19 protein-coding genes and 1 tRNA gene are annotated in these 24,353 nt (G+C 38.8%); 10 read left to right on the plus strand and 10 right to left on the minus strand.

From position 1 onward, the window contains the following. Positions 1-60 precede the first annotated feature (60 nt). The 6 genes from BGO42_RS01230 to BGO42_RS01255 all read left to right on the plus strand — a co-directional run bounded on the left by BGO42_RS01230 (position 61) and on the right by BGO42_RS01255 (position 6,656). Positions 61-133: transfer RNA gene (locus BGO42_RS01230), tRNA-Phe, on the plus strand. A 246-nt stretch (positions 134-379) separates the two neighbouring features. Next, positions 380-1,375 carry a hypothetical protein gene (locus BGO42_RS01235; protein WP_273244994.1) on the plus strand — a complete coding sequence of 332 codons (996 nt, stop codon included), beginning with the start codon at positions 380-382 and terminating at the stop codon, positions 1,373-1,375. 3 nt (positions 1,376-1,378) lie between these two features. Further along, positions 1,379-2,479: an RNA polymerase sigma factor gene (locus BGO42_RS01240; RefSeq protein ID WP_273244991.1), complete on the plus strand. Its 1,101-nt coding sequence runs from the start codon at positions 1,379-1,381 to the stop codon at positions 2,477-2,479. Next, positions 2,466-3,371 (plus strand): hypothetical protein, encoded by a 906-nt coding sequence (locus tag BGO42_RS01245; RefSeq protein WP_273244990.1) that lies wholly within the window; start codon positions 2,466-2,468, stop codon positions 3,369-3,371. The genes BGO42_RS01240 and BGO42_RS01245 overlap by 14 nt, the downstream gene beginning before the upstream one ends. 313 nt (positions 3,372-3,684) lie before the next feature. Continuing rightward, positions 3,685-4,881: an FAD-dependent oxidoreductase gene (locus tag BGO42_RS01250; protein ID WP_273244988.1), complete on the plus strand. Its 1,197-nt coding sequence runs from the start codon at positions 3,685-3,687 to the stop codon at positions 4,879-4,881. Positions 4,882-4,898: 17 nt separating this feature from the next. Beyond that, on the plus strand, positions 4,899-6,656 hold the full coding sequence (locus tag BGO42_RS01255; protein WP_273244986.1) for a flavin monoamine oxidase family protein: 1,758 nt from the start codon (positions 4,899-4,901) through the stop codon (positions 6,654-6,656). 472 nt (positions 6,657-7,128) lie between these two features. Here BGO42_RS01255 and BGO42_RS01260 read toward each other — a convergent pair whose 3' ends face one another. From BGO42_RS01260 to BGO42_RS01275, 4 genes are all read right to left on the minus strand, one after another. Next, on the minus strand, positions 7,129-8,328 hold the full coding sequence (locus BGO42_RS01260) for a hypothetical protein (RefSeq protein ID WP_273244985.1): 1,200 nt from the start codon (positions 8,326-8,328) through the stop codon (positions 7,129-7,131). Between the two features lie 11 nt (positions 8,329-8,339). Then, positions 8,340-10,277 (minus strand): right-handed parallel beta-helix repeat-containing protein, encoded by a 1,938-nt coding sequence (locus BGO42_RS01265; protein ID WP_273244983.1) that lies wholly within the window; start codon positions 10,275-10,277, stop codon positions 8,340-8,342. A gap of 115 nt (positions 10,278-10,392) precedes the next feature. Next, positions 10,393-11,391 carry a hypothetical protein gene (locus BGO42_RS01270; protein WP_177730111.1) on the minus strand — a complete coding sequence of 333 codons (999 nt, stop codon included), beginning with the start codon at positions 11,389-11,391 and terminating at the stop codon, positions 10,393-10,395. A gap of 216 nt (positions 11,392-11,607) precedes the next feature. After that, positions 11,608-14,451, minus strand: coding sequence for an AsmA family protein (locus BGO42_RS01275; RefSeq protein WP_273244981.1), 2,844 nt, complete (start codon positions 14,449-14,451; stop codon positions 11,608-11,610). Positions 14,452-14,595: 144 nt separating this feature from the next. Between BGO42_RS01275 and BGO42_RS01280 the strand changes: the two genes are divergently transcribed. Continuing rightward, on the plus strand, positions 14,596-16,740 hold the full coding sequence (locus BGO42_RS01280; protein WP_273244979.1) for a M3 family metallopeptidase: 2,145 nt from the start codon (positions 14,596-14,598) through the stop codon (positions 16,738-16,740). Between the two features lie 47 nt (positions 16,741-16,787). Here BGO42_RS01280 and BGO42_RS01285 read toward each other — a convergent pair whose 3' ends face one another. The 5 genes from BGO42_RS01285 to mvaD all read right to left on the minus strand — a co-directional run bounded on the left by BGO42_RS01285 (position 16,788) and on the right by mvaD (position 21,263). Continuing rightward, the gene (locus BGO42_RS01285; protein WP_273244977.1) at positions 16,788-17,150 is read right to left on the minus strand and encodes a nuclear transport factor 2 family protein; all 363 of its coding nucleotides are present in this window, start codon (positions 17,148-17,150) and stop codon (positions 16,788-16,790) included. 43 nt (positions 17,151-17,193) lie between these two features. Further along, the gene (locus BGO42_RS01290) at positions 17,194-18,093 is read right to left on the minus strand and encodes a pseudouridine synthase (RefSeq protein ID WP_177730114.1); all 900 of its coding nucleotides are present in this window, start codon (positions 18,091-18,093) and stop codon (positions 17,194-17,196) included. A 79-nt stretch (positions 18,094-18,172) separates the two neighbouring features. Next, a complete protein-coding gene (locus BGO42_RS01295; protein ID WP_177730115.1) occupies positions 18,173-19,093 on the minus strand; it encodes a geranylgeranylglycerol-phosphate geranylgeranyltransferase in 921 nt (306 codons plus the stop codon). Positions 19,094-19,159: 66 nt separating this feature from the next. Further along, positions 19,160-20,098 carry a mevalonate kinase family protein gene (locus BGO42_RS01300; RefSeq protein WP_177730116.1) on the minus strand — a complete coding sequence of 313 codons (939 nt, stop codon included), beginning with the start codon at positions 20,096-20,098 and terminating at the stop codon, positions 19,160-19,162. 79 nt (positions 20,099-20,177) lie between these two features. Then, entirely contained in the window at positions 20,178-21,263 is a 1,086-nt protein-coding gene (gene mvaD / locus BGO42_RS01305; protein WP_273244974.1) for a diphosphomevalonate decarboxylase, read from the minus strand. Between the two features lie 97 nt (positions 21,264-21,360). Here mvaD and BGO42_RS01310 point away from each other — a divergent pair, with 97 nt between their 5' ends. From BGO42_RS01310 to BGO42_RS01320, 3 genes are all read left to right on the plus strand, one after another. Next, positions 21,361-21,837, plus strand: coding sequence for a TspO/MBR family protein (locus BGO42_RS01310; RefSeq protein WP_177730118.1), 477 nt, complete (start codon positions 21,361-21,363; stop codon positions 21,835-21,837). A 115-nt stretch (positions 21,838-21,952) separates the two neighbouring features. Continuing rightward, positions 21,953-22,858: an OmpA family protein gene (locus BGO42_RS01315; RefSeq protein WP_273244972.1), complete on the plus strand. Its 906-nt coding sequence runs from the start codon at positions 21,953-21,955 to the stop codon at positions 22,856-22,858. A 17-nt stretch (positions 22,859-22,875) separates the two neighbouring features. Next, on the plus strand, positions 22,876-23,397 hold the full coding sequence (locus BGO42_RS01320; RefSeq protein ID WP_273244970.1) for a helix-hairpin-helix domain-containing protein: 522 nt from the start codon (positions 22,876-22,878) through the stop codon (positions 23,395-23,397). Positions 23,398-23,428: 31 nt separating this feature from the next. On the opposite strand, the gene BGO42_RS01325 is transcribed toward BGO42_RS01320, so the two are convergent. Beyond that, the gene (locus BGO42_RS01325) at positions 23,429-24,067 is read right to left on the minus strand and encodes a fascin domain-containing protein (RefSeq protein WP_273244968.1); all 639 of its coding nucleotides are present in this window, start codon (positions 24,065-24,067) and stop codon (positions 23,429-23,431) included. Between the last annotated feature and the right edge of the window lie 286 nt (positions 24,068-24,353).

Here is a 24,353-nt window from a genome sequence, read left to right on the forward strand (position 1 = left end):
TTCATAAAAAAGCATTGGAAAACAAAAAAACAATTCTATATTTGCACCCGCAATAAGGACGGTGCCTTAGCTCAGTTGGTAGAGCAATGGACTGAAAATCCATGTGTCCCTGGTTCGATTCCTGGAGGCACCACTTAAATAAACGCTTTGACAAGTTGATTAAACAACACGTCAAAGCGTTTTGTCTTTTTAGCAATACCTGCACTCTTATATACTTCTCAAAAAACTACTGCTTAACATTAAAATCAAGATTGACAATTCCGATTCCATTATATCCGGAGCTGTTTTTTTGCTTTATTTTTATTTATTTACTGCAACCCTTATTGATTTTTCACTCTTATAATAAATTTAAAGTATATTAACCTAATTTATTTTTATTATGAAAAAAATACTACTTGTTCTAATCCTGGCAACCGGTTTATTACAAACGTCCTGTAGTGAGGACCTGGTTTTTAATTCGACAGCCACCAATGCTGCAGAGGTTTATGTTGCCGGTCAAAAAGACAGTCAGGCCTGTTATTGGAAAAACAACCAGCCTAATACATTAGATTCCGGAGGCTATTCGGGTACTATGGCAAACAAAGTGATCGTAGCAAACAGCAATGTTTATGTTTTGGGTATAGGCGTTGGAACAACGGTTCTCGAAACAGTTCCGATGTTTTGGAAAAACGGGGTTTTCACAAATCTGAAAACCAGCTTAAGCACAAATGAGGAACAGGTGGTGAGCATTACTGATATGGAAGTAATCGGAAATGATGTTTATTTTGTTGGCTACACAAAAAAACCGATCATAACTTTTGACGACTATACGCTTGCCTATTGGAAAAACGGCGTTAAAACAAGCGTTCGCAATTATGGCAGCCACGTGCATAACCTGCCTAAAATAAAAGTACTAAACAACAATGTTTATATAACGGCTTCAGGCAGCGGCAACGAAACAATTAATGGGTATTATGCAAACAGCGTTTTTAACGAGATTCCAAATGCCATAATAAACGGTCTGGCCGTAAGCAACAACGAAGCATTTGCCTACGGAGTATTGAATAATGCCGGTTATTATAAAAACATAAACACCAACTCCGAAATCTCACTTCCGGCACCCATAAACGGAATTACAAAAATGTATTTTGCAAATGACATGTATCTTACAAACGGCTCTAACACCATTTACAAAAACAGCGTTGTATTCGACAACAGTCAGCCGGAGTTGGGAGGTATTGTCGATTTTAAAATTCAAAACAATGGTGCCTACAAGATAACACAGGCAGCACTAGGAGATGGCTATAGCAGCTATTTAATTGTAAACGGCGTGGAAACGATGCATATAAATGACTCCGATGGCACATTTATGTCGGTTTTTGTGGTTCAAAATTAGAATATGGCAACCTTCAACTGGAATGAAATTTACATCAGCACATCCCCAAAATTACTGGGGATTTGTCGCAGGTATATAAAAGATCTTGCCACTGCCGAAGATATTATACAGGATTCTTTTATTGTAGCGATCCAAAAGGAAAACACGCTGAAAGACGCAAACGCTTTAAATGGCTGGTTAAGCAGAATTGTGATTAACATGGCTATCCATCATTTAAAAGAGACCAAAAAAATAAACTTCTCAACCGATCAGGACTGTGAAATTGTTGATTCAACTACCCTTATGAATACCTTAGAAACCGATATCAAAAGCATCCTTCTGACTTCTGATTTAGAAAAAAATGACATCTTAGAAGCAATCGATCAATTGCCGGAACATCATAAATCCGTTTTTAACCTATATGTCATCGACCAGTTTTCGCATAGTGAAATTGGCAAAATACTCCATATCTCAACCGGCACTTCAAAATCACATCTGTCCAGAGCCCGGAAAGCGATTCAGGCATTTTTACTCGAAAAAATACAGGGAAAACCGGTTGACAAGAAAAAGAAACGCCGCATTGCTTTTTTACTTTTCCTGGGATTCGGAAACCAGATGTTTGCCAATTATTGCCAAAAACAGTTCCGGGATTTTGAAATAAAACCACAGAAAAAATTAGAATTAAATCCGGAAAAATCACTCATTCCAAACGAGTTTATCGGTTTACCTAAAATAGCTTCCGCATCAAGGACCATAGCTGCAAGCATTGTTTTATCGGGGATAATCGGGGTTATTTTTTATGCTTATACCTACAACCATAAAACTATTTCACCAAAAAATGAACCGGAATCCAATATGAAACCGGTAAAAAACACCACTACAGATCAATTACTGGTAAACACAACAGATTCCGTACAAAACAAAACTACCAACACTCCAAAACCAGATAAAACGGAAGCGGTTTCCACTCCGGAAAAAGCAACGGTTTTGAAAAATAATGCTCCGAATACTACGGCAAACCCAATAGTTACAACACAAAAAGATTCGATAAAAGAAGAACCTCAAAAAGTAGTTGTCATTAAGAAACAAATTGTAAAAAAAGACACTATTTATGTTACGAGATAAAATCCTGATCTTTTTTTTAGCCTTTACCGGTTTTGTTTTTTCGCAGGAAAAAAAAACAGACACTATTTTTGTTTATGAAGAGGTCGTTGTATACGACACTGTTTTTGTAGAAAAACCGTTTACCAAAATAGACAAAGCCGTTTTTACTTCGGAAACCAATAAAAAAGACAAACTGGAATTGGTTCAAAACGGAAAAAAATTCCAGGTCGCAATCGACACTCTTATTTTGGTCACTGATAAAAAACGAATGGATAAAGAGAAAAAACAAACCTGGTTTTTTGGCGGGAAATTGCATCTTGGTATCGCCCGCAACAGTCTGTTTAAAGAAATGAATGCTCCGAATACTACCGGTATTGGTTTGGGCATCTGGACACGAAAAGCCCTTTTTAATTCCGGTTTTTCTGTTGGAATAGGAATTGACGCCTTTTATTGGATGGGCTCCTTCTCGTTCAATGCCTCACAAAATGACGGTATCCTTAACGGTTATTATTTTACAAACAATAATGCTCCTAAACTTTTCCAGGCTATTGACAACAAAAATTTCCAGCTACAGCTTCCGGTTCAACTCTATTACAGAATAAACAAATTCACGCCTTCCATAGGGGCGTTTGCCAGCACAAGCACTTATAAAGCCCAGTTTATCGGTTCTTCCGGAAAGCTGCCTTTAATCTTTGACGAGACACAGCGTTTTAAAGCCGAAGCACTACAGATAGGCTACCTTGTTGAATTGCAGCATGCCATATCAAGCCACATTTCGGTTGCCCTGCATTTTAACTCCGGAAAATCCAATCATTTATTTTTCAGCAAGAGTGATGATAAAAATCAATTCTTTAAAACCAAAAATACATTTACCGAAAACAAATTCTTATTGCAGCTCATTTATAGCTTATAAAATACTCCCGGAACACCATTCCTAAAACACCCGGAAATCTACCTCTTTTCCTCTAGTTCTGCTATAAAATAGTTACCGGACAACTGTCTGCATTGCGGTCATTAAACCGCGTACTTTCTATTGCCAAACGGCATTTTCTTCGTAGCCGGAAAGTGTTAAAAACAGGTGTTTATACTGGCAAACGCTTTAAAATTTGCCCCTAATTTTATCTTCATATTGAAACGGATAGCTTCACGCTATTCCTCTTCAAAAGGCAATACAGGCTGTATTCCTTTTGAAAGCGATAACACCAAACCACACAACAAATATCGTTATGAAAGAAAATACAAACAACCACTATGATGTGATTGTCATGGGCGGTGGTGCTATGGGCCTGGCTACAGCCTATCACCTGGGCAAACGAAAAGCCCGCACACTGGTTTTAGAGCAATTTACATTTGTGAACCAGCAAGGCAGTTCTGCCGGGGTTTCGCGTCAGTTCCGAATTCCGTATCCGGAAGAATATATGGTGCAGATGGCTCTGGACTCGGAGCCTTTCTGGGAAGAACTGCAAAGTCATACTTCCGTACCATTGCGTGACAAGGTTGGCACACTCTGGTTTGGCGATCCGGCTGTTCATTCTACCGAAGGCAATATTGCCGAAGCCGAAAAGGCTTTGGAAGCCCTGAATGTGCCTTACACAACGCTAACGTCAAAAGAAATAGAAGAAAAATACCATTTTAAAAATTTACCGAAAACCTATACCGGTCTGTTCCAGCCGGACGGCGCCAGTATCAATTTTAAAGCCACGATAGAAACGTTATTGGAACTTTGCAAGAAAGACCCTCATACAACCTTAGAGGAGCAGTCTCCGGTGATTAAAATCAAACAGGCCGACCATTTGTTTGAAGTCACCACTCCTAACGGCGTGTATATTTCCAAAAAAATTGTAGTGGTACCGGGACCTTATGTAAACAGCATTATTAATTTACTGCATTTTACGATAGAGGCAACTTACTGGAATATGGCATCTGCCTATTTTAAAAAGACCGATCCTTCCATACAGTACCCAACCTGGTTTGTATTCCAGAATCCGGAAGGAGAAAACGGCAACCAGTTTTACGGCTTCCCGGAAGTAGACTGGGATCACCCGGAATACATCAGGGTTGCACCCGATTTCGTTATCAACGATATTCCGGAACCGAACGACAGGAGCTTTATTCCTAACGAACAGGAGCTTGCCTATACTTCCCAATGGATTAAAGATCACATGACGGGATTAGATCCGGAACCGTACTATACATCCACCTGTCTGATTGCCCTGAGTAAAATCCCGAATAAAGAGTTATTGATCGATTTTGCCCCCTATTATGTCCCCAATCATAAAAACATTGTTGTCTACGCAACCGGATGGGCCGCAAAATTCACGCCTTTCCTGGGTAAAATTTTGTCCGATATGGCCCTGGACGGCACTACCGCATTCGACATTTCTCCTTTCCAGTTAGGAGATCGATTTTTTAAAGCATTTTAACTTAACCGCTAATATCCATGAATAAAAACACCCCTTTAAATTCGGGTAAGCATCCCGATTTAAAAATAGAAGTAGCCGTTATAGGCGCCGGAACTTCCGGTTTATACACCGCTTACCGATTGGTACAGGATAAAAAATTCAAAGCCGATCAGGTACAGATCTTTGATATGAACAGCAAACTGGGCGGCCGACTGGAATCGGTAGTTCTGCCCGGAATGGATTTCTGGGGAGAGTTAGGCGGCATGCGCTACCTGACCTCACAGGACATTGTGACCACCCTGATTGAAGGTTATCCGGTTACCGAAGGCGGTGTAACCAAACGCATCCCGATATTGTCCGGCACCATGACACCGGAACCATTCCCAATGGGAGATCCATCCAAATTACTGATGTATCTTCGAAAAGAGCGCTGCAAACAGGATGCCTGGAATGTGGCTCAGGATGCCGGCAAAAAACTGCAGACCCGTTATTATTTAAATGAAGACGACTTCGGTTTCAGTTCGGATCAGTTATTCAATAAAATCATTTATGATGTTTTAATGGCCGATCCCTGGTTTGTTAAGAATTATTCCGACAAGGTTGAAAAAACTTCCGAATACGACTATTCGTTTAAAATTACCAGCCGCGAATGGGATGATATCAAACCGGAATTAACCTACCTTTTTGACAATTCTCCGTATAATAAACGAAAAGTAAACGATATCGGTTTCTGGAATTTAATCAAGGATCAGGTTTCCCAGGAAGGCTATGAGTTTTTAGCCAATGCCGGCGGTTATTATTCCAATACGATCAACTGGAATTCGGCCGAAGCGTTTCCGTATATGGTTGGTGATTTTTCTTCAAACCCGGTTTACAAAACGATTAAAGAAGGTTACGACAGCATTGCCTATGCCCTTGCCAATACTTATATGGAAAATGACGGTGCCTGCATCTGGTCGGAAAACAAATTAATAACGTTTAGCAAAAACCACAAAATCGGCACTCACAAATATGAGCTTACGTTCCTGAATCTGAAAACAAACACCCAATGGAAAGTATATGCCAACACGCTGGTTCTGGCAATGCCGAGAAGATCCCTGGAACTTCTGGATCAGGAAAACTTCTTTTTTGACATTAATGAAAATGAGGTGCTCAACAAAAATATCCGTTCGGTAATTATGGAACCGTCCTTTAAAATATTAATGGGTTTCCCTTATCCGTGGTGGAAAGAGCTGGGAATTGATTCCGGCCACTCCATTACCGATTTACCAATGCGCCAGTGTTACTATTTCGGCACCGACCCTAATAACGATAACTCCATGCTATTGGGCAGTTACGGCGATATGGAAACGGAAACGTTCTGGAAAGCCCTTTCTGACGACAAAATACTGTTTGAGGTTAAACCGGCAAAATCGGCATCATTAAAAGAGCTGCTTCAGTTAAATGATGTGCAGGCAACCAAAATGATGGTGGGTGAAGTAATGAACCAGCTTCGCGAGCTACACGGTGACGATGTTACCATACCGGAACCGTATGTAACCTATTTTAAAGACTGGACAGACGATCCTTTCGGTGCCGGTTACCACGCCTGGAAAGCCGGTTATTCGGTAAAACACGTGATGCCGTATATGCGTAAACCAAAAGCCGACGAGCAGATCCATATTTGCGGAGAAGCTTATTCCGACCAGCAGGGATGGGTTGAAGGCGCATTTTGTGAAGCCGAAAAAATGCTTCAGGAATATTTCGGAATGGAACGTCCGTTTTGGCTTAGTCCGGAATATTATTTAGGATGGTAAATTTCTATTAAAAATAAACAGATAAATCAAATCCGAATCCTCAAAAGTTAGGATTCGGATTTTTAATCACTTCCTTAAAACTATTGTTTTAATTTTTCTTTTTTACCTTCGTCATTTCTTAGTGTTTTTTTTGCCAAGGCAAGAGTTTTTTGACACAATTCTTACCTATAGATTTCAAAGGGTTTATCATGAAAATCTGTTTCTGATACAGAAAATTTTGTGTCTTAATATAAAAACATCCCTGTTATTGAAATAACAATAAAACCCGGATGATTAAGCCCTATATAACTATAATCAGATGAGCATCTAATTTAACTTAATATCGTTATTACCAAAGTTGAAATAGTTATAATGTTTTCACCAAGCAATGGAGTATTAAAACTTCTACTCGTTAAAGTTAAGTTAGTCAAATATTGCCCTTCTAAAAAACAATTAGATAAAGCCCAAAATAAACAACTCTTTTTTATAACCTTTATTTAGAATTCATATTTCTCAATTCTAAATTTTCCTTTTTTAAAGAATCTATTTCTTTTCTCATCTCAATCAGATAGAGCGTTAACTCTTCAATTTTCTCCATTTGTCTAGCTTGCATTTCTGCAATATCCAGTCCATCCTTGATCAGTTTCTCCGCCGATGGTATATTGGGCAAGTGTCGATTCTTTAAAATATATTTTTCAACTTCATATAGAGACACTAGATTATGATCTTTATCAAAAACAAAGTCAGACCAATTTGTTGAATTTTGGACAGCTACTTTCACTTTATCTGTCAATATACCATTTTGGACTATTAATTTATAATTACCATCTGGGATTTTCAAAGCAGTATTCGTAATGTCAGAAATTATAACCCTTCCTCCTGAAGGGCTTATGACCAAATTACCACCTACTGATTCTAATCCAGTTCCGCTGCCTTTCGTTATCCATAATTTTGCAAAATTTGTAGAGCCCCCATCAAAAATATTTACGCCATTATTACCCGCTCCATAACCTTGTGAAAAATTCAGATATAAAGAAGACGTCCCTCCTCCGGAATTAACAATTAAATTTCCCGAAGTCGTTCGCTGTATAACTGCATCAGTATTAGTAGCAGGAGAGAACTTAAAATAATTACTATTTATTTTAACATTCCCATTAACTTCTAACAATTCACTCGGTGTTACAGTACCAATTCCTACATTCCCGTTCTCTCCGATTTGCATTCTAACCGAAGGTGTATCACCAGTAGCACCAGCCGAATTTGTTAAAAACTGTAAAGTTGTCTCCCATGAATTACCTCTAAAGGATCTCACTTTCGCACTTCCTCCATTACTAAACTCAAAAGAAATATCTCTTCTGCTAAGATTACCAACAGGTAAACCCGGACCTTGAATTATTAATTTTGACTCACTATTATTAGTTTTATCCCCAATTTTTAATGTTCCATTATTAAAAAAAGAAAACAATTTATTATTATAATCTTCCTTATATATCAAATTTAGATTTCCTTCTAAATTTTCAAAACAAATTTTTCTAGATGGAGTAGAATCATCCGGAGAACCATCTAAACAAAAAGTTCCTCCAGCTCCCAAATCATTAGATGCAGGAAAAGTAACCGGAATATTACATTGAGAAAATGAAATTGATGTTGTAAACCCAAATAAAATCAGAAACGTTATAAAGTTTAATTTCATATTTTTTAATTTTAATTACAGTTAAAATTTGATTGTTGCCCGGAGTTCATAATTATAGAATTCTGTGAATGATTCAAAAAACCTACAAATCCATAGTTATTATTATAATTAATATTCATCGCAGAATCATAATTCACATTTGAAAGCAATGAGTACCTGTTGTTATAATAATTATTGTAAATACTAACATTGTAGGATCTATATATAATAGCCAAAGCTGATGTAGATGTCGGACAATTGATAGCTCTCACAATATTATCTATACATTGTTTTGTTTCAGGAATTATAACACTCGGTTGTATATCTATGACGTTATCATGAATATCAATATTACTAGATGCCTGATCTAAATATATAGCCCCCAAATAGGATGTTTGATTCAATATATAATTATGACTTATTTCAGCTCTATTTGTACTGTTCCCTAAATTACTCAATGTATATATTCCCCCTCCATCACCCATAAACTGGGCATAACAGTCTACTTTATTATTAATTATTTTATTATTGATTCCATGATCGATATATCTGTTTGATCCCCAACCAAAAGAAATTCCAGTATATGGAAAGTTAGTTACTGTATTTTGGTTTACAATTGTTTGGCGGGCAAAAGAGACATTTATTCCACTACAACTATAATATTCATTAGCTACATTACTCACTAAATTATTTGTAATCTGATTATTTTCAAGTAAATCACTATTATGATTAACACCAATACAATTTGCAGCATAATATGCAGGATCCAGATCTGGATTTTTACATGGGTCTGGCCAGTTTAAATAATCTCCTAAATAAATTCCACTACCTGAAATATCTTCAACCCGATTATTACAAATCACATTATTACTAGATCCAACTAAAAAAGACAACCCCGTAGAACCAATATGACTAATGCTGTTTTTTATAAAGTATATATTCTTACTATAAATAAACGCTATTGCTCCAGGTATTTGTACAGGATAAGTATCGTCTGCTCCATAATTGGTTGAAAAACCATAATTAGTATTCGTTGAAGTATTTAATTCCGACGGTTTATTCCATGTAGTGTAGCAAAAATTAAGATCTATAAACTTTATATTCCTAACGTTGGCTTCATTTGTTCCTCTACAATCTATTAGTTTTTCTAATTTCGGAATTATAATATTTAATCCATTAATAGCATTTTGCGTTGTTATTGCATTAGAAGGTTTATAGTATACAACATGATTAGCTTTGTCTATAAACCATTCATTTTCTTTATCAATAAGGTTATATGAATTTTCTAACCATCTGACTGGTGCGCTTTTAAAAGGTTTCTCTAAATGTATAAATTCCCAAAAAGCAGAATTTATCACAAGTCTATTTTTACAAACAGATTCAACCGGAATTCTATGTGTCTTCCAATTTATACAAGAAACAATCTCTAAGTCTTTAACATTTTCCCATGTAGAAAAGTCATTACATGTAGAAAAATACCCATTAGTCGTTTCAAATAAATTAAAATTATCTTCACTCCTCGCTCTAAATGCCTTTACCCCATTAACATATAACTGCCTGGAAAACAAACCACTATTAATTGTTGCTTTCCATATATTTTTCAATGGGTCATGAAGCAACCAACCTGTAATTTTCTGACCTCCAGTAATTGTAGGCTTATTGGAACTATCAAAAGCTTTATAGATAATATAATATCCATTATTTCCTCCATCATTTGAATCAAAAACCAAAGTTTCATTTAAAACATACTCACCAGGTAAAATATTTACAACAATATCATTTGTCATTGCTGTATTGCCAATTAACCCTCTTGCTATTTCCTTTCCTTTCTTAATGTTTTTTACAGCTGTTTCTACCGATAGTCCATTATTAGTATCTAATCCATTTGGAGATACATATATATTCACTTGCGAATAACTTAATATAAAACTGAATAATAGGAATAATATAAATTTAGTTCTATGCTTCATTTTGATAATTCACTCTTCTCTTTAACAATTATTTATTGGCTTCTCTAGAAATATTTAAAACTATAAAACATCTCCTTAAAGATAATTATAAACTATAGATAATAAATCTAATTATTTATATTTTCAGGTTTTCCAGTTCCATTGACAGGGCTTTTAAATCCTGTTTCATCAGGTTGATCTGCGATTCCAGCTGGTCATACATATTGGCACGATTGTCCAGTTCCTGTGCCGAATATTTACCGCCTTTTCCAAAATACAGTTCGATCAACTGTGTTTTCTTTTTGGAACGCTCGTATTCGATCTGTCCGAAATTCATCCATTTCTCAATAATTTCCCGGCGAAAAGAAACCTTGTCCGGTTCGTTCGGATTGTGATAATTCAGGTAATACCATACTGCCGGCGGAAAAATCACAGAGGTCGGCCCGCCTTCCCAGATATCTTTCAGGGCATTGCGGGAATGGTAAAACTCGATATTCCGTTTGTTCCGCAAGATCAGGAATCCGAAAGTTGCTTCGGTAATCCCGGTTCCGATACCGATATAATCCCCGACATTTCCCTCATTAATCAGCAAACCCGAAGCGATGGCTCCGGCTGCGCCCACTACTATAGCGCCCACCGTTAGCTTACTTTCCGTTTCATCCTCTTTTCCGCTCAGATAGTCGGCAATCTGGCTCGTACGTTCCTCTTCACAATCCATCTCCGAAGAAACTGCCGAAACTTCCAGTGACGCCATATTGATCCGCTGGTTTATTTTTTGAGACATTTCCAGGATGGAAAGCCTGTTTTCGATGCTTTTATTTTCGCTGTACTTTTTTTGTGCCGTCACATATTCCGCTACCAGGTCTAAAATTCCGATGGCATTTGCCGCATTCAGGCTTTTAAAGCTGAAGCGGGATTTCAGTACCGTATCCACCTCGATAGTGTGTATCGGTTTGGGCATCGCTGCAACGGTATAGTTATACACATTCTGCTGGTTGCAGTTGCTCGTGTACAGCTGGGATCTTAACCGGGTGTTCTGAACTCCGGAGCAGGACGTTAAAATCAAGGTTCCGACCCATACCATCCAGATGAAATGGCTGATCCTGTTTACCGGTTTTGGGGCTGATTTTTCCATTCAATATCAATTTATAGCATTTTAAAATCCTCTAAATAATCTGAAATCTGTTTTCTTTTGGGAATTTTGCTTTTTCTATTTCAAAAAAATCATTTTGTAATTCTAAGCTTATTAAAATTGTGGTTCTGTAAACTTAATAAAAAGATTATTCTCACCTATTCATTATGCATCAAAATTTGAGGCCACAAAAAAACCACTCATTCGAGTGGCTGCTGTTTAATTTTCTTTTTGGGTATCTTTTACCTCTTTAGCATCATTGCTGTTCGGTGCTTTCGGTTCGCCCGGCGTAACTGGTGTTGTATTGGGCACATTGCCTTTATATTCCGTTTCCTGTACGTCTTCTCCGGTTTTGCTAAACACTTTCACTTTTGGATTGTCTTTATTACCGGTGATCACTACCGGAATACCGATTAATCCGAATGGCGGCAGTCCCAGACGCATTTTCAGATTCATCTGTCCGGCAAAGTTGGTTTCCCCTTTAAATTTCAATCGGAATAAGGCTACTTTGATTAATGTTTCATCAATCGTAATAACGTTATTTTTAATTTTTGAGTTGATTTCCACTTCGCTCAGATCCGGATTATCGATACCGTCAGAACCTGTTTTCTTACTGATAGCCGAAAACAGTTTCAGTCCGCTGATCTTCACTTTCCGGACAGACAGTGTTCCCTGTCCTTTTAACGAAGGCATTATCGGCTGCATGCTGTTATCCAGCACACCCCGTAACCGGTAATCCACTCCGATAATTCCTTCTGCTTTTTCGGCAGAGGTAGCCAGATCACGGAATAATTTCACTTCCTTATAAGCACGCTGTACATCGAAGTCTTTGGCGCGGTAATGCAAATTAAAATCGGCTTTATCGGCTGTTACCGCATTATAAACCCCGTCAATAGCCATCCGGCTGCCAATGATTCCAAAACCGGCATTGCGCAATATCAGCTTTCCTTTCCGAACGATGGCTTTCCCGGTCATATTGTCCAGTAACAAGCCGTCATAATCCACTTTCTTAGCATTTGCAGTAACCGAAACATCCAGGTTGGACGGCACCATAACAACACCGGTAGCTTGTTTTGGCGGTGCCTGTTTCGCGCTCACTTTCGAATTATTGCTTTTATTGCCTTCCGGATTATAAGCCATAAATTCATTAATATTCAACAAACCGGAGTTAACCGTAAAATTTCCTTTCAGTACACTCTTATCATTCAGTACAAAATTGATAACGTTCTGCAACTGTCCGTTCAGCGCAAAATCCGACTGTCCGTAACTTGCCAGGAACGTATTGAAAAACATCTTATCGCGGTCAAATTTAAACTGTCCTTCTTTGATCAGGAACGGTTTCGGGAAAAACTGTGATTTCGCATTGATATCCCGCAGCAATAACGTCCCTTTGTTGTTCATTTTACCGTATTGCCCGGAAGTTGCATAGCTCTGTTTCCCCTGTAAAAACAAATCGGCTTTGATATATCCTTTAACATCCAGTCCTTCCTGCTTAAACACCTTGTACACTTTTGCCACATCAATTTCGCCTTTGGCTTTTACTTTATACGCCAGGTCTTCAAAATTGTATAAATCGGCAGCCACATATATCGGGTTTCCTTCAAAATGGAACGATGCCGGCGTTACTTTAACCATCAGGTCTTTATAGCTTCCGGTCGTATTTTTTATTCTTGCATTGATCCGGATCGAATCAATCGGATTCGGGTAATATGGTGTTTTCAGCCTTCCGCTTTGAACGGCTATAAAACCATCGGTAACCGGGAACAGCTTTTTAGCGGCATCATAATCGCCTTTGGCTTTTATGCTGGAAGTAAGCAATCCTTTTAATTCTACTTTTTCCAGACCCAACGCACGATTCAGTTTCTCCAAATCCAGTTTGGCCTTTATATCCGTATCCAAAGCGATGCTCTTAGTTCCTTTGGAATACAGTTTTCCTTTCATAAAATCTTTCCCGACATTAAAATGGATGGAATCCATGTCGATCTCCAACAGGTTCGGATCCAAAGACGGCAATCGGGTTTTTAGTTTTAAAAAGATGTTCGATGTTGGAAACGGCGTGTCTTTATAAGCGATAAAACCATCACGGATATTCACATCCAGACCCAGATCCGGTTTTTTGTTTTGCGAAGCATTATAAATCCCTTTAAAGGTGAACAGCACATCGGTCTGCCCTTCTACTTTTGTTTTTTCCAGCCAGGTCACATAAGCCGGCGGCAAAGCGGTAAACAGGTCGTTCAGCTTGCTGTCTTTTGTTTCCACATGGATATCAATATCGTATCCGTCTTTTAAGAAATTCAGTTTCCCGATAAACTGGACGGGAAGTTTATTAATTTTCAGGTTGTTCTGCTGGAATACAAACGATAAGGAATTGGTGTTGATACGGGTTAACAGATCGGCGTTAACTACTTTGTTTTTCAGATAGGTTTCCCCGTCAAAAGCCAGATCCAGTGAGCCGATCCGTGCTTTGGTCGTCAGGTCGAATATGGATTTATCCAAATCACCTTTTCCGATATAATTAAAGTCTTTTGCCTCAATGGCTAATTTGGCAGAAAGGTCGGTATATTTTAAGTGAACATTCTTTATCTCGATTCTGTCCAGGCGGATGGAAGCAGAAGTCGTATCGGAAGTTGTTTTCGGTGCATTGGAAATATAAACATTGTAATTCGCCCGTCCTTTTTCGTCAACCATAATATTCGCAAGTCCATCGGACAGATAGATCTCATCAATACTAACCTGGTTGTCAAAAATAAGGCGTTTCAGGTTGATCCCGAAAGCCACCTCTTTGGCCGCAACCAATGTTTCATTTCTGTAGGGCGCCGAGCCTTTTAACGAAAATTCGTCCAGCGAAACCGTAAGCGACGGGAAATGCTTGTAGAAAGACAAGTGCGTTTCTTTAAAGTCCAGTTCCCCATCCAGTTTTTCGTTGGCAGCCTTCTTTACCTGTTCGGCAATGGTGCCCGGAAATAATAACGGAATTAAAAATAAAAGCAGTAATATACTTACAATGGTTATCCCTGTAATCTTTACTGTCTTGAGGGCTATATTTTTAATGTTGCTTTTCATACTGCAAAAGTACTATCTAATTTTGAAATTTTAACAGAATATTCCTTATTGACTTCATAAAAATTCGTTAACAAAATGTTGGAGAATCTGCTCTTATGGCTTTTTCTGTTATTTTTACATGTCAAACTAATCAAAATAATCCTCATGATTACAAAAACTGTTCTGATTCTTACTACTGTAGGAATGTCCCTGCTTTCGGGGAATGACGATAGGTCTGAAAAAAACGGAGACCCGACCAATCCGCTTTTGGCAGCCTACAACACTCCCTATGAAGTTCCTCCGTTTCATTTAATAAAAAACGAACATTTCAAACCGGCATTGCTGGAAGGTATCAAAGTGCATCAAAAAGAGATCGATGCCATTGCAGACAATCCGGCCAAACCGACTTTCGACAATACCATACTGGCACTTGAAAATGCCGGACAGCTATTAAACAGGGTGGCGACCGTTTTCGGCAACATGAGTTCTGCCAATACAAACGACCAGTTACAGGCCATTGCCCAGGAAATGGCGCCTATTTCTTCCAAACACAACGATAACATTTACCTGAACGAAAAATTATTTGCGCGTGTAAAAGCAGTTTGGGATGCACAAAAAACCTTAAAACTCACTCTGGAACAAACCCGTTTACTGGAGAAAAAATACAAAGCCTTCGTGAGAAGCGGCGCGAATTTATCGGAAACCGATAAAGAAAAACTGCGTAAGATCAACAGTGAACTGTCCCTATTGTCGTTAAAATTCGGAAACAACATCCTGAAAGAAAACAATGCTTACGAATTGGTTATCGACAAAAAAGCAGACCTGGCCGGATTGCCGGATGAATTAATCGTTGCTGCTGCTGCCAAGGCTAAAGCGGCCGGAAAAGAAGGCAAATGGGTGTTCACTCTGAGCAATTCCAGCGTAATGCCATTTCTGCAATATGCCGACAATCGCGAACTCCGCAAGCAAATCTGGACCGCATACCAGAATCGCGGTAACAACAACAATGAGTTTGACAACAAGCAGAACGTGATCCAGATGGCAAATCTTCGCGGTGAAAAAGCACGCTTATTGGGCTATAAAAACCATGCAGCCTACGTACTGGAAGAAAGTATGGCCAAAACACCTGAAAAAGCGACAGAATTGCTGAACAAGTTATGGAAACCGGCTTTGGAGAAGTCCAAACAGGAAACGGCAGATATTAAAAAAATGATGGCTGCCGACGGTGTTTCCGGTGAGGTACAGCCGTATGACTGGCGTTACTATACCGAAAAAATCCGCAAGGAGCGTTACAACCTGGATGAACAGGAAGTAAAACCGTATTTCAGCATAGCCAATGTTCAGAAAGGAATTTTTAAAGTTACGGAAAACCTTTACGGTTTAAAATTTGAAGAACTGAAAGATGTTCCAAAATACCATGACGATGTTACGGTATGGAAAGTTATGGAAAAGGACGGCACGGAAGTGGGTACCTTATATATGGATTTCTATTCCCGTTCTTCTAAAAACGGCGGTGCCTGGATGACTTCATACCGTCCGCAGCGCATGGAAAACGGCAAACGTATTCCTCCGGTAATTTCCATTGTTTGCAATTATTCCAAACCGGTGGGAGATGCACCTACCTTGTTAACTTTTGACGAAACAACTACTTTTTTCCATGAATTCGGACATGCCTTACACGGATTGCTTTCGAATGTGAACTACCAGAGTATGGCAGGAACAGCGGTACCGAGAGATTTTGTAGAATTACCATCGCAGGTAATGGAAAACTGGGCTGCCGAACCGGAAGTATTAAAAATGTATGCGAAGCATTACCAGACCGGATCGGTAATCCCGGATGCTTTGATCGAAAAATTACAAAAGTCAGGAACTTTCGATCAGGGCTTTGCTACGGTAGAATATTTAGCAGCTTCTTTACTGGACATGGAATACCATACCCAAACCGGGAATATCAGTCAGGATGCCAATACTTTTGAAGCCAATGCAATGAAAAAAATCGGGTTGACCGGTGCGATCATTCCGCGTTACAGAAGTACCTACTTCAGTCATATTTTCTCCGGCGGATATTCGGCAGGATATTACAGCTATATCTGGTCGGGTGTGTTGGACACGGATGCTTTTGAAGCGTTTAAAAGCACGACATTATTCAACCAGGAAAAAGCAAAAGCGTTCCGTAAATACGTCCTTGAAAAAGGCGGAACGGAAGATCCGATGATTTTGTATAAAAAATTCAGAGGTGAAGAGCCTAATATTACTCCTTTATTAAACAAAAGAGGTCTTAATAATGGCGCGAAGTTATTAAAGAACTAAGAAAGCAGTCATAAAAAAGCCCCGGATATCCGGGGCTTTTTTATGCTTTATCCGTGATACACACGGGAAGCGATTATTTTTCCGTTTTTAACATCGAGTACTTCTGCAACCAGCATATCTTCTTCTCCGTTTACCTGTCGGATGTATTCCATAAAAATCCTGTCGGTATTGGCCGTAAGCGATGTTACTTTATAGTGCAGACCAGGCAAACGGTCAAAAGCATCCTGCCACCAGGCACGCATTGCTTCTTTTCCTACCACCAGACCATTGGTTTCCGGCTGATGGATCTTTAATTTCGGGCTGAAATGTTTTGCGTCTTCGTCATATAAGGATAACAATTTGTCAAGCTGCTTGGTATTAAAAGCTTCAAACCAGCGAAAAGCAATCGATTGTAATGTTTCAGATGTCATAAAAGGTGTAAAAAAATCCCGAAGCGCGCTTCAGGATTTATCATTATATATTCTTTAAATTGATAATTTCTTGTTCTGTTAAGAAACGCCAGTTTCCTCTTGGCAGGTTCTTTTTCGTTAATCCTGCAAAAACAACACGGTCCACTTTTAAAACATCATATCCCAAATGTTCGAAGATAGAACGCACTACTTTTACGTTGGATGTTTTCATTTTTAACCCGATTTCACTCTTTGGCTGTTCTTCAATATAGGAGATCTCTTCTACAAAAACACGGTGATTTTCTATTGTCAGTCCGCCTGCCACTTTTTCCAGGTCTTCGTATTTCAGGTTTTTATCTAACGATATCTGGTATACTTTTGAAGAACGCTGGTTCGGGATCGTGAATTTACGAACCATGTCGGTATCATTGGTAAACAATAACAAACCGGTGGTTGTTTTATCCATACGCCCTACTGCCTGCAATCTTGCTCTTGTAGCATTACGCACCAAATCCAGTACATTGCTGGTGTTTACATCACCGTCGCCGGCTGTTGTAAATCCTTTTGGCTTATTCAACAGGATGTATTCTTTTTTCTCAGGAGTGATTACCGTTCCGTCAAAATTCACCACATCATTCAGTTTCACTTTGTATCCCATTTCTGTGATCACTTCACCGTTAACTTTTACGTTTCCGGACTGGATATAAATATCCGCATCACGACGGGAGCAAACTCCGGAATTAGAGATGTATTTATTTAAACGTATTTCGTCCGGATTACCTGGTGTTTTTGGAGCTTTAGGTGCCTTTGGTTTTCTGTCAAAAGAAGGTTTTGGTTTTGAAAAACCACCTTTCTTATCATCTTTCTTAAAAGAAGAACCTCCCGATGGCTTAGCCTTTTTAGGCCCGAAACTTGGTTTTCCCGATGAAGTACCTCTTTTATTATTTCCTTTTCCGTTATTCATTTCGCTAAAAAATTTTTGCAAAGATAGTATTTATCTCGTTGTGTACTGAAAAAGTATGTTTTAAAGATGGAAATAGGGTTTACAGGCAGGAAAGCAGTTTCTTTCCATTGACCAAAACGGTAGGATCAATCAGCACAATACAGAACACTCCTGCCACAATAAGTGATTTTAAAATATTGTGCAGCTGGATGTACTGGCGCTGTGTTTCCGATTTCCATAACAGCCGGATAAAGTACATCAGGATGATTAGTGCGACATAAAAATAGATGTCCATATAACCCACATCATATTTTTCAACCAGGATAAAAACCGGTAAAATTGTGGCTATCGTTAATACGGTAATGATCTGTTTGGATATTTTTTCTCCGAAACGAACCGGTATTGTCTGGTAGTTCGAAGCGACATCGCCTTTGATATTTTCAAGGTCTTTGATCATTTCCCGGATCAGCATCAGTAAAAACAAAAAGCCGGCATGGGCGAAGATCACATGGTAGAAGTTTTTAAAATACAGGAGTATTCCGAAAAACGGCAATACGGCCAGTAATGCTGCCGTAAGGTTCCCGATTATTGGATATTTTTTAAGCTTGTGGGAATAAAACCAGATCAGGAAAATATAGGTTGCAAAGAAAAATGCAGCACGCCAGGAAACAATATAAGCCAAAGCTGTTGCCAGGAAATTAAGTCCGAAATAAACCTTTAGTTTGGTTTTCTGGCTTACCAGACGGTCCAGCATGGATTTGTTGGGACGGTTGATTAAATCTTTCTGGGCATCATAAAAATTATTGATGATGTAACCGGAAGCAATGCTTAACGTCGACACGAACACGATGATAAACAGCCGCCAGTCCAATATAATGTCCAGCGCCCGTTCTTCGGGTGCGAGTATAAAAATTGACGATAAATATTGTGCTAAAACTATTACAGGAATATTATAACCGCGTACCACAGAAAACAAACTGAGGATTTTCATTAAAGTCAATTTGGATTTACGGGTAAGCATTATAGGCTAGCAGTTAAAGTTCTCGATATTCGGAACGTCTTCCAAATAACGCAAAAAAGTTACGAATTAGAATTGGTAAACCACTTCTAGTTTATAATCTTTTAAGGATTCTTTAGCTTTTTCCAGATTTTGTGTAAATCCTAAAATATAACCGCCACCGCCGGAACCACACAGTTTAAGGTAGTAATCGTTGGTATCGATTCCTTTTTGCCATACCTGGTGGAATTGCTCCGGAATCATCGGTTTAAAGTTATTCAACACCACTTTTGAAAGTTTTTTGGTGTTCGAAAACAAGGATTTCATATCGCCATGCAGGAAGTTTTCCACACAGGCATCGGTATATTTTACAAATTGTGTTTTCAGCATTTTTCGGAATCCCTGATCTTTCAGGTTTTCCATAAAGATATTCACCATCGGGGCGGTTTCGCCTACAATTCCGGAGTCAATCAGAAACACAGCACCTTTGCCCTGCGTACTTTGCGACGGAATTCCCGTTGGTTCGATATTGTCTTTTGAGTTAATTAAAATCGGCAGGCTCAAATAACTGTTTAAAGGATCCAAACCGGAGCTTTTGCCATGGAAAAACGATTCCATCTGGGCAAAGATATTTTTTAACTGCAATAGTTTCTCACGGGTCAGGTTTTCCAGAACCGTTATCTTATTATGGGCATATTTATCGTAAATCGCCGCTACCAAAGCACCGCTGCTTCCTACTCCGTATCCCTGCGGGATACTGGAATCAAAGTACATACCGCGTTCCACATCGGCATTTAAAGCCGCTATATTAAAGGTCACCAATTCCGGATATTCTTCCTGAAGATCATCCAGATAAGATGCAAAACGTTTCAGACTTGCATTGGATTTTTCAGATTCTTCCGTTGGGTTTTCAGCAACTTTTAAAGCTCCGTTGTAAAAATTATAAGGAATAGATAAGCCTTTAGAGTCTTTAATGATCCCGTATTCTCCGAAGAGTAAAATTTTTGAGTAAAAAAGTGGTCCTTTCATAGTTCTGTTTCCTGCTTTTAGTAACGCTATACAATGAAATATTAGTATAAAGGTACTGAAAAAGTTTTATTAAAATGGTTTATTTTATCCTTTCGGATCCCGTTCCAATTTCGTCACAAATGTACTGACTGTTTTCACAATAGCCAATTAATTCTTTGGTAATAAATTCCAACACCTTTTCCTTTACATTCTGAGGGTAAAGCACGTGTACATTTGCACCGGCATCTAACGTAAAACAAACCGGAATACCGGTAGCATTCCTGAATTTCCAGATGCTGTTAATAATTTCCAGCGTATTGGGTTTCATCAGTATATAATACGGCATCGAAGTCATCATCATCGCATGCAGCGTCAATGCTTCGCTTTCCACAATTTTAATAAATTCTGCCACATCGCCGTTTTCCAGGATGGTTTTCATTAACGACAGATTGGTATGCGCCTGCTCAAAGCGTCTTTCGGCATACGGATGCCCGAACATTAGATCATGTCCTACCGTACTGGAAACCTGTTTCTCGCCTTTGTCCACCAAAAGAATCGTGTCCTGGTAATTTTTAAAATGGTCGTGAATTTCCGAAGGAAAAGTCACTCCGTATAAATCGGAGCTTTCGGAAATATCTTTTTGTTCTCCCCATACCACAACACTTCCCTTTACGCTTCTGCAGGCACTTCCGGAACCCAATCGCGCCAGGAAAGAGGCTTTCCGGTAAAAATAATCGTCGTTCATTTCCGGATTCAAGGCTTTTTCAAGGCTCATAATGTTCATCGCCAAAGCGGCCATTCCCGATGCGGAAGAAGCAATACCGGAACTGTGCGGAAATGTATTTAAGGTATCTATTGTGAAATGGAAGTTTTTCAGATACGGACAATACGGTTCGATACGCTCAAAAAATTTCTGGATTTTCGGTTTAAAAGCTTCTTTTACCGCTCCTTCAAACAGCAAGTCAAAAGAAAAAGCTGTTTTGTCTTCTTTTGCTGCAAAAGCCAGTTTGGTTATGGTCTTACAATTGTTAAGGGTCAGACTTATTGAGGGATTGGCCGGAATCTGGTTGTCCTTTTTCCCCCAATATTTCACTAAAGCAATATTACTGGGTGCACTCCACTCAAAATTTCCACTATCAATTGTTGTCAACGCAGCGTGATAAACAAAATCCTTTTCTAAAAACATAAATCAAAAATTTAGGCAAAGATACTTTTTTTGAGATATTCTTTAATTGGAAAAATTCGACAGAATTAGCTTATTTTTGAAGCTCAAAATCTGCATCATGAAAAAAATCACCCGCATCTTAATGGTTGTTGTTACCTGTCTGGTTATCGGTTATTTCTCCGGCATTGTTACCCGCGCCAGTATTGAAACATGGTATCCTACTTTGGTAAAACCTTCTTTCAATCCGCCCAACTGGTTATTTCCTCCGGTATGGTCAACCTTATATATTATGATGGGCATTGCAGCCGGTTTAGTATGGAACCGGATTGATTTTGAAAAAGAAGCCGTTAAAAAAGCTTTGATCTTTTTTGCGATCCAACTCGCGCTGAATGCTTTATGGTCGTACCTGTTTTTTGGGTTGCACAACATCCTTCTGGCTATGGTAGAACTGATCTTATTATGGCTGATGATCTACGAAACCTATATACAGTTTAAGAAAATCAATAAAATTGCCGGTTATTTATTATTGCCCTATTTAGCCTGGGTTACTTTTGCAGGCGTTTTAAATGCCAATATATGGCTGCTGAACAAATAAAAAATATTCAATCTCAAAGGATTAAAATAATTAAAAAATTATCTTTTTAACTTTTATTTAAAACATAATAGGTATTTTTTGTTAAATTTGATTTAAACATTCAAATTTAATCGATATGTCAAAAAAAGCCACCTATCTTCTCGGTATACTGGCAACCATAATTATCGGTTGTTTCTTATATCACAGACTTTGCTGTATGAATTGTGACCGGGCGTGTTGTAAAAAAGACGTTGCAACAGTTCAGGACAATCTGCCTCCTACATCTCCATTTTTATTAAAAGGCAACGGAATAGACTTTACCACCCAAAGCAATTTCAACTTTTTAAAGAATGATTTTAAAAAATTACTTCCGGTAAACGACTCGATCAACTTAGGGATCACGTCCCTCAAAACACTCTTTGACAAGGGTGGAAATACCCTTAAAATTACCGGTTTTGCCACAAAAGACGAAGTCAATAACTCCATGTTCCCTAATTTAGGTTTCGCCCGCGCAAATGATGTGAAGAATTATTTTGTTGCCCAGGGCATTTCATCGGCCAAAATTGAAATAAACGGTGAAGTAAAAGACGATTTAAGCATCACGAACGACACTTTATTCGGCCCGGTTGCTTTTACCGTTCTGGAACAGGCTGCAGCAACCGCCACTCCGGCAGCAGACTGGAAGGCTTTAAAAGAGAAAATCAACGCCAGCCCGTTAACGCTTTATTTCAATACCGGGCAAACCCAGATTGATTTAACGGCAGAAGACCGTCAGAAAGTAGCCGACATGCTCCACTATATTGATCATGTGGAAAATGCCAAACTCGATGTGGTGGGTTATACCGACAATATCGGCAACAGGGAAACCAATATCCATCTGGGACAAAAACGCGCCGATTTTGCCAAAAGCTATCTGGTGAATAACGGCATTGCTGCCGAAAAAATAAACAGTACCTCAAAAGGCCCGGATGATCCTTTAATGGATAATGCCACTAAAGAAGGACAGGCAAAAAACAGACGAACTGTTGTAAAAATTAACTAACCTAATATTTATAAACTATGAATACACCTTGTATAATCATCCCGATTTTAGTAGGCTTAATCTGCGCATTATTAGGCTATTTACTTGGAAAAGTGAGCGCTTCAAAAAACGATAACACTAAGCAATTACAGCATGAATTAGACAAATGCCGCACAAAATCCGTAAATCTTTCCGCCGAACTGGAAGCTTTAAAAGCAAAAGGAACCGGTTCGTCCATGGGCTTTGCCGCTGCTATAGTACCTTTTGACGGTACTGTGGCCGCTACTGTTTTCGGAAGAAAAATAGTGGAAAACGACTTAAAAATAATTGAAGGCATTGGTCCGAAAATAGAAGAATTATTCAACACTTCCGGCATATTTTCCTGGAAGGCACTTTCTGAAATATCGGTAGACCGGTGCAATGAAATCTTACACAAAGCCGGCGAACGTTTCGTTATTCACAATCCTGCTACCTGGCCGCGTCAGGCACGTATGGCCTATGAAGGAAAATGGCAGGAACTAAAAGACTGGCAGGAACAGCTGGATGGAGGAAAAGAATAAAAAAAGGCTGTCGTTTGACAGCCTTTTTCAATTATTGTTTCGATAGTGTAAAACAGTTGGCATTTGCCAATACACTAACCGTCGGGTCAAAACCGGCACCTGCTTTAGCATTATTAGCAGCATCCGGACGCAAATATTTATCCCAAACCGATAAAAGCGATACCGAAGCCAGGTAACCAACCGAACTGTAGAAAACCGATTTTCCTGTGGTTACATTACTCGGCGGATATACTCTCCATTTCTCCCATGGTCCTATAGCCGTTCTGTTTACATTCACATCATCATCTACTGATTCTGCTACTAAATACATATTATTCTGCAAAGATCGGAATGCAACTTCATCCCCGGTTTTTACTTCGGCTGTAGAATTCACATTATTCGGGTTTACAATTTTAAATTTTGCCCAGGGCATCCAAACATCGTTCAGCCACGGTGCTGTGGTGTTCCATAGTTTATTGATTGTAGCATCCCCATTGGATTCCGCCGTAAGAAATTTACGGGTAAGATTGTAGTTTATTGTCACCACATCGCCATAACTCATGTAACGGCTTCCGGTTTTTTCCTGTGTCCCGGAAAGTTCATCATTTTGTACAGAAGTTACATCCTCTGTTTGGCAGGAAGCCATAAGTCCTACGGCTAAAACAAGCAATAATTTTGAAATTTTTTTCATAAAATGTTTTTAAGGTTAATGCTGCAAAACTATTTTCAAAAACACAAAAATCCTTTTAAAATCAATGCTTTGTGACGAATACCATATAAAATAGTGACGAAAAACGTTTTGTTTTTTCCTGTTAAAAAAATAATCGTGCACCAACTGCCCTAAAACTCTTTTCTATGGTTATTGAGTCGTCCTAAAATAGGTTGACAGATTTTAGAATAAAAATATATTAACCAGTCAGGCTTACCTGGCTGGTTTTTTCATGTATAAAATTAGGTGTTTTCATCATTAAACTCAA

It is taken from the genome of Flavobacterium sp. 40-81 (assembly GCF_001898245.1).
Lineage (GTDB): Bacteria > Bacteroidota > Bacteroidia > Flavobacteriales > Flavobacteriaceae > Flavobacterium > Flavobacterium inviolabile.